Raw genomic sequence first — 11,489 nt, 5'->3', positions numbered from 1 at the left:
GGAGGCGGCGGCGCTTGGCATCCAGTGGTACCCGTTTCAATCCGCGCCCGTCGTTGATGACGGGCGGTGTGTACGGGGGGCTGCGGTTATCAGCCCTCGAGCTGGTTTCAATCCGCGCCCGTCGTTGATGACGGGCGGTGTTTCGCACACAACGCCGCCAGGCCAGCCGCCACTGTTTCAATCCGCGCCCGTCGTTGATGACGGGCGGTGTCACCCACCCCCATCACGCCCTACGGCCCGCCGCCGTTTCAATCCGCGCCCGTCGTTGATGACGGGCGGTGTGTCGCCGTTTTGCTTTTCTGGCCGTGGGAAAGCAGTTTCAATCCGCGCCCGTCGTTGATGACGGGCGGTGTCGTCCGGGCCGCAGGCCTTGACGATCAGGCCGCGGTTTCAATCCGCGCCCGTCGTTGATGACGGGCGGTGTGCCGTCATTGCAACTACCTGACGGGGCAGTGCAATTGTCCGCACTTGCGCGAACCTGCCAATCCTGCGATCCAGATGTCGATTGAAACTCTCGGGGAAAGCTGGAAACAGCTGTTGGATCATCGATTTGCGGTGCGCGCGAACTCCAGGCCAAAGCCTCGGGTGCTTCAGGTTCGCGGCTGGGAGCCTGACCAAGTTTCGATCAAAGCACGAGTGGACCTTCAAAGTCGACGGCCTTGAACTGGCCGTACTCCCTCACCTCGGCGCCGCGTGTCTCGGGCAGCCGATAAATGCGCAGACAGTCCTGCTTGTCGTTGATTTCGGCTAGAAGCCTGCGCTCAAGCGTTTCCATCTGCGCCAAATCGATCTGGCATTCGAAAACCGACTTCTGCACACGCTGGCCGCTGGCTTCACAGAGCTTAGCGACCCTGCGCAGACGACGTCGGCCTTCCTTCGTCTCCGTGTTGACGTCATAGCAGACGATCACCAGCATGGCGCCCTCATTTGATCAGGAAGGGCACATAGGTGCATGTCTGGCCATCAGCGTTGATCTCCTCACGCACGGCGCGCGCCAGCAACCGGGCCTGGATCAGGGGAATCAGTCCCTGCGCCACAGGCTGCGACAGCAACGGATGCTGAAGCAGTTCCTGCTTGCGCTCCTGAAACGCCACCAGAACTCCTTTGCGTGCATCGGTGTGCATGCTGAAGGCGCCGCCCTCACGCTCAAGGAAGTCGTCGGCACGAAGCTGCTGTCGATTGATGAGCGTCAACGCCAGGCGTTCGGCCTGGGGGCGGAACTCTTCCATCAAGTCCAGCGCCAGAGCAGCACGGCCCGGCCGAAGGGCGTGCAAGAAGCCGATCTGCGGGTCCAGTCCTGCCGCTTCCAGCGCGCTGCGGCAGTCGTTCATCCATAGGCTATAGAGGAAGGACAGCAGCGCGTTCAAGCGATCACGTGGCGGGCGGCGGCTGCGGCCGCCCTGCATGCTGAAGTGCTCGCGCGCATCGAGGCGCACCAGCAGGCTCAGTCCGGCGAAGTGCTGCCGTGCCGCTTCGCCTTCGATGCCGCGAATGGCATCCAGCGTGGCGCTGTCTGGCAACGCGCGCAGGCTGGCCGCGAGGTTCTGGGCCTGCCGGGTCAGGCTCGCTGCGTCTGCCTCGGTGCGTGCCTCGCGCGCGCCGCGCAGCAGCAGACTGCGGGCATTGCGAATCTTGCCGGCGACGAAGCTGCGCGCCAGCGGCAGCGTGCGGTCCATCTGGGCTATGGCCCGGTGCTGCGCTTGCCGCAGCAGCACGTTGCCGGCGGTCGGGCCTTCCAGCCGGGCCTGGAACCGCCCGTTTGCGTCGAGCAGCACCAGCGCGATGCCCTGCTGGGCCAGCTGATGCATCAGCGGCGTGGACAACTGGATGTGCCCGAAGCAGACCACGGCCGCCAGGTGCTGCAGCGGCACGCGCAACTTCAGCGTCTGATCCTGCTCGATGGCCAGCGTCTGGTTCTCCAGCCGCAGATAGGTATCGGGCGTGGTGAGGTACAGCGTGTTCAGCAGATGCATGGCCACCTCAAAGATCGGCGTCGGGCTCGAACAAGTGCTGCCGGGCCTGGGCCAGCGCCGGCGATTGCGCAGCCGCGGGCTGGCAGCGGTCCAGCAGCGAGCAGGGCTTGCAACGCTGCTGCGCCAGATCTCCTGCCAGCGGCGCGGGCAGCCGGCCCGACGCGATCTGCGCCGCAACGGCGTGGCGCGTGGCGACGACCTCGGCGCGCAGCGCGTCGGTGATGGGCACCACGCGCCGGCGCTTGCTGCTGGCGTAGAAGATCGCGCCTTCCTGCACGGCCCGCCCGGTCATCTCCTGCAGGCACAGCGCCTGCGCTGCGAGCTGCAGGTCGTCACAGGCGGCGATGCCTGCCGCCTTGTTGCGCGAGCCCTGCTTGTATTCCACCGGGTAGGGCGTGCCGTCGGGCAGGAACTCCACCGCATCCGCCTTGCCGATCAGGCCCAGCCCGTCGTGCCATAGGGGCAGCGCCCGCTCCACGCGCCGGCCGCGCTCGGTCTGCAGGCCGGGCTGGTCCACCTGTGCATGCAGCGCATTGCCGCGCAGCGTGTGCAGGTTGTCATCGAACACCTGCTCGATGTGGATCAGCCCGCACTGGCGCGGGCAGTAGGCCCAGTGCTGCAGGGCGGAAAGAGGGATGGGGTCGTCGGCGTCCATCCCTTGGCACCTCAGCCGATGCGACGCAGCAGCTTCACGCCATTCGGCAGGTCGGCGTCGTTCACGCTCACCTCGTAGTCCGCAAAGCTGCGCGGGGCGGTGACGCCGTCTTTCAGCTTGATCGCGACACGGTCGAACAGGCTGTGGGCGTGGGCGTTGCCCAGTTCGCTGTCGTGCTGGAAGACCAGCAGCCCGCGCGTGGACATCTCGCCGCGCGCCGCCGAACGGTCGTGCTCGAACATCTGCTCCAGCCCTTGCATCAGCAGCTCCAGGTCTTCTGCCGAGAAGCCGGTCTGCTTCGCCAGGAAGGCCGACACGAAACCGTGCGAGCGGTACAGCGCATAGGGCACGGTGTGCTTGCGGCCCATGGTGCGGTTGTCGCCCTCCTGCTTGTCTGCCTCGGCCTGGGTGGCCACGGCCATGCGGGTGATGGCGTGCTCGCTGGCGACGATGGGGTCGGCCGAGCGGGCGAAGGTCATCTGTACCGGGCCGCGCACCTGGCCGCAGTTGACGCCGGTGGACATGACGGCGCCGAAGGTACGCACGTCGAAGAAGTTCTGGCAGATCCAGGCGCGGGCCTTGTCCACGCTGTCGGCGCTGCCCTTGCGCTTCTTCTTGGCCTTGGGGTCGTCGTCGCCGCCAAGTTCTTCAGAGGCGCCGATGGCTTCATAGGCCTTGCGGTGCGTCTGCTCCAGCACCGCCTTTTCCTTGATGTAGACGTCGTAGGGCGGCTGCGCGCCTTTGACGAGCTGGACGAAGTTGCGCAGCTTGCGCTTCAGGGCCACGTCGGTCATCAGGCCGTGGCCAGTCTCCGCATCGATGCGGGGCATGTTGCCGGCATCGGGGTCGCCGTTGGGGTTGCCGTCCTTCACGTCGAAGAGCAGGACGAAGTCGAGGCGGCCGGTGATGGGGGTGCTCATGGTTGTTCTCCCTGGGGTTGGTCGGTGCTGGTGTCGGTGTCGGTCTTCTTGGTGAAGAAGGCCTGGCGCTGGTGGTAGTAGCCGAGCGCGAACTCGCCCTGCTCTGCCAAGCTGAGCTGGCGCGGGAAGCCGGTGAGCGGCGCGAGGATCTCGCCGATCAGCTTCTCGAAGTAGCTGCTGAAGCTGTCGCTGAGCTTCTTGAGGTGGGCGTTCTTCAGGCGCAGCAAGGTGGTGAACACCGTCACCGGCGTGGTTGATGCCGCACCGTAGTAGCGGTCGCGGATGGTCGCGTTGATGCCGGGCAGCGCCTGCTCCTGGATGCGCTCCAGCGTGGCGAAGAGCCGGCCCAGCCGGTAGGCGGGTGCGGGGTTGTCCATGTCCAGGGCCTCCTTGAATGTTTGTGGTGGACGGGTGGGGTCGGATGCGGCGCGTGCGCGCCGGTTCAGCCATGCCTTGAGCACACAGGCGCGCAGATAGCTCACGTCCTGTTCGGCCTTGCAGCGCTGCACGGCGACGTTGAGCAACCCCGCTGGCAACGGGCGGCCTTCGAGGATGGCGCGCATCCACTCGCCGGCCAGGCGCGGCGGGATGTTGTCGGCCTTGCCTTGCAGTGCCAGGCTGGTGAGCAGGCGAAAGATCGACGGCGTCTCGGGGTCGCCGTCGTAGCGGCGGGCCACGCGGATGTCATCGAAGTGCTGCACCAGTCGCGGAGCCAGGTCGGCGAAGGGCACGGCCGGCAGCCAGAAGCGGATGCTGATGCGCGCCGCGTTGGGCGACAGGCCCAGCACGAAGAAACGCGTGTCGCCAACGGCCTGCGGCATCTGCCCCGAGCGCACCGTGTTGAACAGCGCGCGCACGGCATCGCGGTTCTTGTCGGGGTTGTCGGCCTCGGCGAAGAGATCGGCCAGCGTGAACTCGCCATCGAACGGGTGTGGTGCTTCCGCCCAGAAGACGGTGGACGCATCGCCCACCTGGATGCGGTTGCGCGAGTCGCGGTCCAGCAGCGCGTTCAGCGCCGTGGTGTACGCGAACACGGCGGCCTCGCCCACCGGCGCGTTGAGACCTTGCTCCTTGCCGTAGGAGTTGAAGGCGCCGAGGTTGAAGGAGACGATGTTGGCACCCATGGTCTGTGCGCCCCACACGCCCTTGATGGCGCCGTGCAGGCGGGCCACCGGGCGCGGCGCGCCTTCCACCAGGCAATGGGCCAGCGCCCCTGGCGCCTGAGCCGCAGCCAGCGCGCGGATGGCGGCCTGCACGGCGGGGCGCTGGCAGATCAGCACACCCGCATCGCCTTGCAGCTCGAAGCTCACTAGCGCATTGCCCTGCAGCATCTCCTCCCAGTGTGGCGCGGTGCGCAGCACGTCGAGCTGGGGCGCCTGCAGGAAGGCCAGCAGGGCGCTGAGGCCTGCATCGTCATCGGCGTGCGGCGCGAGGGCCTGCACCCGGGCCAGGAAGGCGGCGGTCTGCTCGGGCAGGCGGGGAGCCTCCGCCTTGGCGCTGACGCCAAGCGTGTACTCCGCCGTGTCCCACAGCAGATTGGCCGCCACGCCCGACGTCTTCTTGACGCCTTGCGGCACGAGAAAGGTCTGGGCACGCAGCTTCTTGCCATCCGGCCGGCGGGTGTCGCGCAGCAGCACGGGGCTGCCGTCGGCCCGCAGTTCGACGATGAAGGGAATGTCCTTGTCTTCAAGGCCGGGCGAAGGCAGCCGGCGCGCCGGATCGGGGTCGCGGCTGCGACGCTCGTAGAGCTGGGCGAGGGCTTGCAGGATCATGCGGCGGCCTCCTCGAAGGCGGGCACGGCGATGACGCCGGCCTGCATCTGCGCGCGGAAGAAACGCGGCTGCGGCGAGGCGAGGTCGGTGAAGTCCAGGTCGTGCAGCATCCAGCCCAGGTCGCGGGTCTCGGCGATGGGTGTCGGCTGCGCGGTGCCGGGTTTCACCAGGCGCACGTCAGCCGCGAACTCGCGGCAGCCCAGGTAGGGCTGGTTGACCCACTGGCCCTTGGCGGCGCGGCGCAGGAACATCTCCTCGTACTTCTGGCGCGGCTCGCCGTTGCGCACGTCCAGCTCGGCATGCAGGCGGTAGGTCACATCGCGCAGGAACAGGCCGGCACGCTGCTGGCGTTCGTCTTCGACGTACAGCGCCAGATGACCCTCGCCGGCATTCATCGCCTGCTGCACATTGCTGGCCGAGATCACGGCGCCGACCTCGTTGCGGCGCAGGTTCATCCAGCGGATGGGGCTCAGCACCTCGATGCGCGTCACCCGCCATCGGATGGCGGGCTTCCACAGGATGGCCTCGAAGATGGCGCGGGCAGCCGAGGGGGTGATGACGTCGTAGCTGACCCGCTCCACCTTCATCTCGGGGCGGGTGAAACAGGCGAAGTCGCCTGCGGCTTGCAGGCAGAAGCTCTGTGGCATGGGTAACTCCCTGAATGTCGCGATCTTGGGTCGCGTATGTGAAACGCTACTGCACCAGGGTCATCGCATCCAGAGGGTTACCTCGCGGAAGCAGACCGAACCTGCGGTCGTAGCGGGTGTCGTCTTCAAGCAGATAGAGGCCGCAGGCCAGGCCCTTGACGGCGCCGCTGCTCAGCAGGTCGTTCAACTGATGCTGGCGGATGGTGAGCACATAGCGCTGCACGCTACGCAGCAGCCAGCGGTCGGCCTCGCCGGCTTCGAGCTTGGCGATCAGCGGCGCGAGCTGGTCGTGGCCGTCCATCAGCCGGTTCAACGGGATGAGCAGCGAGACCTGGCCCTCGTCGTCGATGAGGCGGAACCTGTCGGCCGCGCTGCGGAAGCTGAATTCCATGGGGCCGCTGCGCTCGTCGAGCAGTTCGGCGATGCGGTGCTGGTCGAGATCCTGCTTGGCATAGAACGCCTGGAAGTAGCGTTCGAAGGCGGCCGGCGCGAGCGCGTCGGGCAGGCCCTCGGCATGGAGGCTGCGTGTGGTGTCGGCCGCGTTGCGCAGCAGCGCCAGCGGCTTGGGGATGGGGCGCACGATGACATGCACGTCGCCGCGCGCTCGGCGCCCCTCTCGGTTGCAGCGGCCGGCAGCCTGGGCGATGGAGTCCAGCCCCGCGAGGGCGCGCCAGACGACGGGAAAGTCCACGTCCACGCCGGCTTCGATCAGCTGTGTGCTGACGACGTGCAGCGGCACCTGCGCCTTCAGCAGCTCCCGCACTTCGGCGATGACCTGGGCACGATGTGCGCCGCACATGGCGGCGCTGAGGTGGCGGGTGCTGTCGCGCGGCAGCAGCTTGGCCAGTTCCATCGCGTCGGCGCGGGTGCTCAGGATGGCCAGCGCGCGGGGTTCCTGCAGCAGTCGCTCGGCCAGGGCTGGCAGCTCGGTGACGGTGTTCAGGTCGGCCGGCCAGTGGATCTCAGTGCGGCGCAGCGCGTCGAACAGCGGGCCGGGCTCGACGATGGCGCGGGGCGCTGGCAGGCCGCGCAGCGCTTGGCAAGGGTCGAAGGCCCTGCGGCTGGTCAGCACCGGCTGGGTGGCGGTGCACAGCACGAGGCTGATGCGATAGCGGGCCAGCAACACGTTCAGCGTGTCGAGGATGGGCTGCAGGAACTCGGGTGGCAGCATCTGCGCCTCGTCCAGCACGATGACGCTGCCGGCCAGCCGGTGCAGCTTACGGCAGCGCGAGGTGCTGGCGGCGAACAGCGACTCGAACAGCTGCACGTTGGTGGTGACGATGAGTGGTGCGTCCCAGTTCTCGCAGGCCAGGCGCGAGGCGGTGGTGTCGCTGCCGGGCGCGCCCTCGGCCTGGCTGTGATGCTCGATGACCTGCCCGTCGTCGAAGATGCCGGCGAACACGCTGGCCGTCTGTTCGATGATGCTGGTGTAGGGAATGGCGTAGACGACACGCCGCAGGCCGTGCCGGCGGGCGTGCTCCAGCGCGAAGGCCAGCGATGACAGCGTCTTGCCGCCGCCGGTGGGCACGGTAAGGGTGAACACGCCGGGGGGCTGGGCGGCTTGCGCGAGGCAGGCCTGCTGCACCTGGGCGCGGGCGCGCATCACGGGTGTACCGGCCTGGCCGCCGGCCTGCACGCGGCTCGCCAGGCCGGCAAGGTGGGCCTGCAACTGTTCGGCATAGCGGGCGATGGGCGGGAAGTTGGCGCGGCGGTTGGCCTTGTCGGCGTCGAAATGGGATTCGGTGTCGAGGAAGTCCGCGTCCACCAGGGCCGAGAACAGCATGCGCAGCGCCAGCGAGTGAGCCATGGGCTCGGACGGGCCCAGCAGTGCGCGGGCGGCGGCGATGAGTGTGGCGGCGTCGGGGGAGGGGCGCAGCGTTTCGCCGGCTTCGGCCAGGCCTCGCAGCGCTTCGTCGTACTCGGTCTTGGCGGCGGCATCGGCCAGGCGAGGCGCCAGGCCGCCGTGGCCGTCCTGGGGCTGCCAGTCGGCCAGGCCCGCGTGGTGGCCGGCGATTAGGTACTGCAGGACGCGCGCCAGGGCGTCGGCGCTGCGGGCATCGAGCAGGCGCTCGAACTCGGCCCGGGCATGCAGGGCTCCGGCGGCGGAGTGGGTCTTCTCGGCGCCGGGGGCGCGGCCTTCGATGTGGGCGTCGGGGTTGCGGCGGATGTGCCGCTGGAAGCCGGGCCGGGCCTTACCCAGGTCATGCCAGGCGCCGGCCAAGCCGGCCCAGAGCGTGTCGCCCCATGCGGACGAGAACTCGGCGGCCAGTGTGGCGACCTTGCCGAGGTGTGCCATCAAACCGTGCCAGTCCTTGTCGTCGTTTTGGCTGTGTGCAATCAACATTCCAAAGCCTTGATACGCGCAGTGGGTGTCAGCTTATGGGGCAAGTAGCTCACCAGATGAGCCAAGCAGCTTATGTAGCCTGGTGGTTTCCCGAGGGCAACCGAAGATCGCCTTCTATAGTTTCCCCATGCCCGAAGGCCGGCCTCAGCCCCTCGCCGCTCAATCTGGCGTTGCCAATTGAGCGTCCATCTCATCGCCAGCTAACAATACATCCAACCGCACACCCAGACGCTCCCACGCGTCGCGCTTCTCAGCTTCGTAGTCATGATGCAGATAAGCCCGACGGACCCTGCTGCCAGCCATCACGTGGTTCTGGCATCGATCGATCAGATCGAGTGACACGCCTAGCAGCTGCATCATGGTGGCGCCAGTGCGCCGCAAGTCATGCGGCGTCCACGCCCCCGCCCTGCCCCCGGACAACATAAGCGAGTTGTCATGCTTGCGATGCGTCAGCGGCCCCGCCCGCTTCTTGAACTGTGTCTGGCGATCGCCGATTTGCTTGGACACGCTCTTGACGCAAACGTGGTCCGCTGGCGCCTCACCCGTCGCCGATCGGGCCGGAAAGCAGAACGCCGTGTCGCCGGTCAACGCATAAAGCGCCTTGAACTGCCGCAGCGCGAATGGCTGTGAATGCCGTCGAGGCCGAAAGCCGGCGGGATGACCACGGGCTTGCTGATCCCGTCGATGTTGTGGCGCGGGTCAAATTTCCCCTTGCCCCAGGAATTGAAGACCGCCTTCGCGGCGGCATCCAGCGCGGGAGACAGCGCGATGATGGCGCCGGGGTTCAGGTCCCGGTTGGGCCAGCCATCCAGGCGCTTGCCGATGCCCCGGGGCAAAGGAGTTGTCGACCGTCGAATGGCACAGCGCGCAGGTGATGCCGACTCGCTTGAGCACATCCTGGCCGTTGACGGTTTCCACCGTGCCCTTGACGCCAATGACCGCGTCGAGCTTCAACAAGGCGACTGTAGTTGCCGGGCTCGTGAGGCTGATGCTGCCAGACTGGATGCCCTGCACCACGGCGGCCGGAAGCGCATCCGCGTCCACCTTCAGGCCCACCAACAAGGCCGTTGCCGGATCCACGACAGCGCCGATGACCTCATTCATCTTCAGCTTGTCAGTCCAGAATATCTCGTCTCCAAAGGTGTCGGACCGGAAGATCTGCTTGCCCTGCGCGACCAGCACCGCCGGATCGACCGCAGGCGGATCGTCGGAGCCACCACCGCACGCCGCGGCAATGGCTGCAATGGCCACCATCGTGCCCACAATCATGACGACACGAGTTCCGGGCGGGGGTCGATAGGACGTCCTCGTGCTCTCCACGGCTCGTCGGTGTCGGACTTCAGTCGTTTCCTCTTGCATGGTTCGGCGCCTTTCGTTGGTGAGGCATTGCGGGGCGTTGGAGGTTGTTTCGAGAACCGTCTTGACTCATCGGTGACTGGGCCCCAAGGAGCGGCACTCCGCGCTGTCGTTGGCGTGCCGCAGATAGGCGATGAGGTCGGCACGGTCCTTGGCATCGGGGACGCCGTCGTAGGTCATCGTGGTGCCAGGCACGGCTTTCATCGGCCGCGCCAGGAACCAGTCGAGCGTCTTCTCGTCCCAGGTAATGCGTGAACTCTTCATGGCTTGGGAGTAGGCGAAGCCGGGCACGCTCCCGGCCCGCCGGCCCAGCAGGCTGCAGTGACGAGGCGCCACCCGGTCGTAGGCCAGCGCATGGCAGGCCATGCAACGCGCGTAGACCTGCTCGCCGCGCCGTTGATCGGGCGCGGACTGCGCCGCGCTGGCAATGACAAGGGCCAGTGCGCTGGCAAGCCATGACCGGCGCATACTCATGACACGAAGGCCGAGGGCACGGGCGTGTCGCCCAGTGCATTGCGCAGGATGGCCCAGTGCATCGCTTCGTCGCCCAGGATGCTGGCGGCGGCCTTTGCCAGATCGCGGTTGCCAAACAACGGCACGGCGCCCAGGTAGGCGCTTACGGCACCTTGTTCCAGCTTGGCCGCGAAGCGCAGCACATCGGCCTGCGACTTCAACTGGCTGACCGGGAAGTTGTAGCTGGGCTTGGCAAGCACAGGCTTGCCACCCAGCCTTTCCACCGTCTTGGCCAGCACCTCGGCATGCTCCTTGTGGTGGCCCTGGAAGGTCACGGCAAGATCCAGCACGGGCTTTTGCAGCAGCTTGCTATCCGCGCCCAACTGGTAAGCCGCGATCGCCTCGAGCTCGGCGCCGAGCGCGGTGTTCAGGATCTGGATGTCCTGGGGCGCTCCGCCACCGGACTGCGCGGCGAGTGCGTCCTTGCCGGCCAGCAGCGCGACCGCTGCACCGGAAAGGACAAGGCCGGAATGGCCGAGAAAGAGGCGGCGGGCCGCGGTGGGGTGAGGCATCTGCAGGAAGGACATGGCTTCTCCTTTAGGGTGTCATCGAGACCGGGTGTGAAACCCGGCCCAGGCTTGCTGTGCCGGCATGCCGGCGGCGATTCGGACGCGGCGCAGGGTTCGGAGGTTCCGTATGCGGTGCGATCGACTCTGCCCATTCGATGCAGTGGCCATTCGCCGCGTTCCCGCGCAGCGGGCGGTGCGCGTACCGGCAGTCGCCAGGCGTTGATCCGCGCTGGACCCGCGGCGCTCTCGGGATCGAGGACTGCTTGCGAGTCGTCAGCCCCGACCAGAGCGCGGTGGTCGAAGCCAGCGAGCCGGCGCGGCCTCACCACATTGAAGCCGGGAGAGAGGTCGAAGTCGCGCGGCGTGTACAGCCCGTGGGGGCGTCTGCGCAGGATCTCGCGCTTGCTGGCAAGCGGGATCACCGCTGCCCAGGGCCAGCAGGCGCCGCCGCCAGCGCACCGGCAGGGGTGGCATCGGGAAGAGATGGCGCGCCAGGTCGATCACGTTGCGCCGGTCGTACTGTTGGCCGATGCACCCGACCGCATAGGCGACGAGCTGCTGCGCGTCCTGCGTCGACAGCCTCACAGTCCGACAGACGCGGGTGTGCAGGCCCGCGTACTGGCTCAGGTCCAAGGCGCACGCGCCCTCGCGCAGGTCAGCTTCGATGAGGCATGGGCGCTCCGCGCCGCCAGCGCGGTGGCGACGGCGCGTCTCCGACGAACAGCGTCGTGTGCGACCAGGTCGACAGGATCAGGTACTCGATCGCCACGCTGATGCGCGTACTCCCCTCGATGAACACC

The 11,489-nt window shown here is 67.4% G+C and carries 11 protein-coding genes and 1 CRISPR repeat array; all 11 genes read right to left on the bottom strand.

Annotated features, from left to right (window positions below):
* Positions 1-33: 33 nt before the first annotated feature.
* Positions 34-424: direct repeats of the CRISPR family, unit length 37 nt; unit sequence GTTTCAATCCGCGCCCGTCGTTGATGACGGGCGGTGT.
* A gap of 201 nt (positions 425-625) precedes the next feature.
* The 11 genes from cas2 to VGF12_RS02800 all read right to left on the bottom strand — a co-directional run bounded on the left by cas2 (position 626) and on the right by VGF12_RS02800 (position 10,707).
* Entirely contained in the window at positions 626-916 is a 291-nt protein-coding gene (gene cas2 / locus VGF12_RS02850) for a CRISPR-associated endonuclease Cas2 (RefSeq protein WP_331174535.1), read from the bottom strand.
* 7 nt (positions 917-923) lie between these two features.
* Positions 924-1,973, bottom strand: a complete 1,050-nt coding sequence (gene cas1c, locus VGF12_RS02845; protein WP_331174534.1) for a type I-C CRISPR-associated endonuclease Cas1c — start codon at positions 1,971-1,973, stop codon at positions 924-926.
* A gap of 7 nt (positions 1,974-1,980) precedes the next feature.
* A complete protein-coding gene (gene cas4 / locus VGF12_RS02840) occupies positions 1,981-2,628 on the bottom strand; it encodes a CRISPR-associated protein Cas4 (RefSeq protein ID WP_331174533.1) in 648 nt (215 codons plus the stop codon).
* 11 nt (positions 2,629-2,639) lie between these two features.
* Positions 2,640-3,548, bottom strand: coding sequence for a type I-C CRISPR-associated protein Cas7/Csd2 (cas7c, locus tag VGF12_RS02835; protein WP_331174532.1), 909 nt, complete (start codon positions 3,546-3,548; stop codon positions 2,640-2,642).
* Positions 3,545-5,320, bottom strand: a complete 1,776-nt coding sequence (cas8c, locus tag VGF12_RS02830; protein ID WP_331174531.1) for a type I-C CRISPR-associated protein Cas8c/Csd1 — start codon at positions 5,318-5,320, stop codon at positions 3,545-3,547. Before cas8c ends, cas7c begins: the two co-directional genes overlap by 4 nt.
* Positions 5,317-5,967, bottom strand: coding sequence for a type I-C CRISPR-associated protein Cas5c (gene cas5c / locus VGF12_RS02825; RefSeq protein ID WP_331174530.1), 651 nt, complete (start codon positions 5,965-5,967; stop codon positions 5,317-5,319). Before cas5c ends, cas8c begins: the two co-directional genes overlap by 4 nt.
* Positions 5,968-6,013: 46 nt before the next feature.
* Complete coding sequence (locus VGF12_RS02820; RefSeq protein ID WP_331174529.1) at positions 6,014-8,311, bottom strand: CRISPR-associated endonuclease Cas3''; 2,298 nt, start codon at positions 8,309-8,311, stop codon at positions 6,014-6,016.
* 159 nt (positions 8,312-8,470) lie between these two features.
* Complete coding sequence (locus tag VGF12_RS02815; RefSeq protein WP_331174528.1) at positions 8,471-8,818, bottom strand: integrase; 348 nt, start codon at positions 8,816-8,818, stop codon at positions 8,471-8,473.
* A 192-nt stretch (positions 8,819-9,010) separates the two neighbouring features.
* The gene (locus tag VGF12_RS02810; protein WP_331174527.1) at positions 9,011-9,580 is read right to left on the bottom strand and encodes a hypothetical protein; all 570 of its coding nucleotides are present in this window, start codon (positions 9,578-9,580) and stop codon (positions 9,011-9,013) included.
* A 156-nt stretch (positions 9,581-9,736) separates the two neighbouring features.
* Positions 9,737-10,141, bottom strand: coding sequence for a c-type cytochrome (locus VGF12_RS02805; protein ID WP_331174526.1), 405 nt, complete (start codon positions 10,139-10,141; stop codon positions 9,737-9,739).
* The gene (locus VGF12_RS02800) at positions 10,138-10,707 is read right to left on the bottom strand and encodes a ferritin-like domain-containing protein (protein WP_331174525.1); all 570 of its coding nucleotides are present in this window, start codon (positions 10,705-10,707) and stop codon (positions 10,138-10,140) included. Before VGF12_RS02800 ends, VGF12_RS02805 begins: the two co-directional genes overlap by 4 nt.
* Positions 10,708-11,489 lie beyond the last annotated feature (782 nt).

It is taken from the genome of Roseateles sp., assembly GCF_036404855.1.
GTDB lineage: Bacteria > Pseudomonadota > Gammaproteobacteria > Burkholderiales > Burkholderiaceae_C > Pelomonas.
Note: the sequence above shows the minus strand (reverse complement) of the source record. Positions and strands in the feature narration are given on the sequence as shown.

Coding starts and splice junctions, on each gene's coding strand:
- cas2 (WP_331174535.1), bottom strand. CDS start 916: ATGCTGGTGATCGTCTGCTATGACGTCAACACGGAGACGAAGGAAGGC.
- cas1c (WP_331174534.1), bottom strand. CDS start 1,973: ATGCATCTGCTGAACACGCTGTACCTCACCACGCCCGATACCTATCTG.
- cas4 (WP_331174533.1), bottom strand. CDS start 2,628: ATGGACGCCGACGACCCCATCCCTCTTTCCGCCCTGCAGCACTGGGCC.
- cas7c (WP_331174532.1), bottom strand. CDS start 3,548: ATGAGCACCCCCATCACCGGCCGCCTCGACTTCGTCCTGCTCTTCGAC.
- cas8c (WP_331174531.1), bottom strand. CDS start 5,320: ATGATCCTGCAAGCCCTCGCCCAGCTCTACGAGCGTCGCAGCCGCGAC.
- cas5c (WP_331174530.1), bottom strand. CDS start 5,967: ATGCCACAGAGCTTCTGCCTGCAAGCCGCAGGCGACTTCGCCTGTTTC.
- VGF12_RS02820 (WP_331174529.1), bottom strand. CDS start 8,311: ATGTTGATTGCACACAGCCAAAACGACGACAAGGACTGGCACGGTTTG.
- VGF12_RS02810 (WP_331174527.1), bottom strand. CDS start 9,580: ATGATTGTGGGCACGATGGTGGCCATTGCAGCCATTGCCGCGGCGTGC.
- VGF12_RS02805 (WP_331174526.1), bottom strand. CDS start 10,141: ATGAGTATGCGCCGGTCATGGCTTGCCAGCGCACTGGCCCTTGTCATT.
- VGF12_RS02800 (WP_331174525.1), bottom strand. CDS start 10,707: ATGTCCTTCCTGCAGATGCCTCACCCCACCGCGGCCCGCCGCCTCTTT.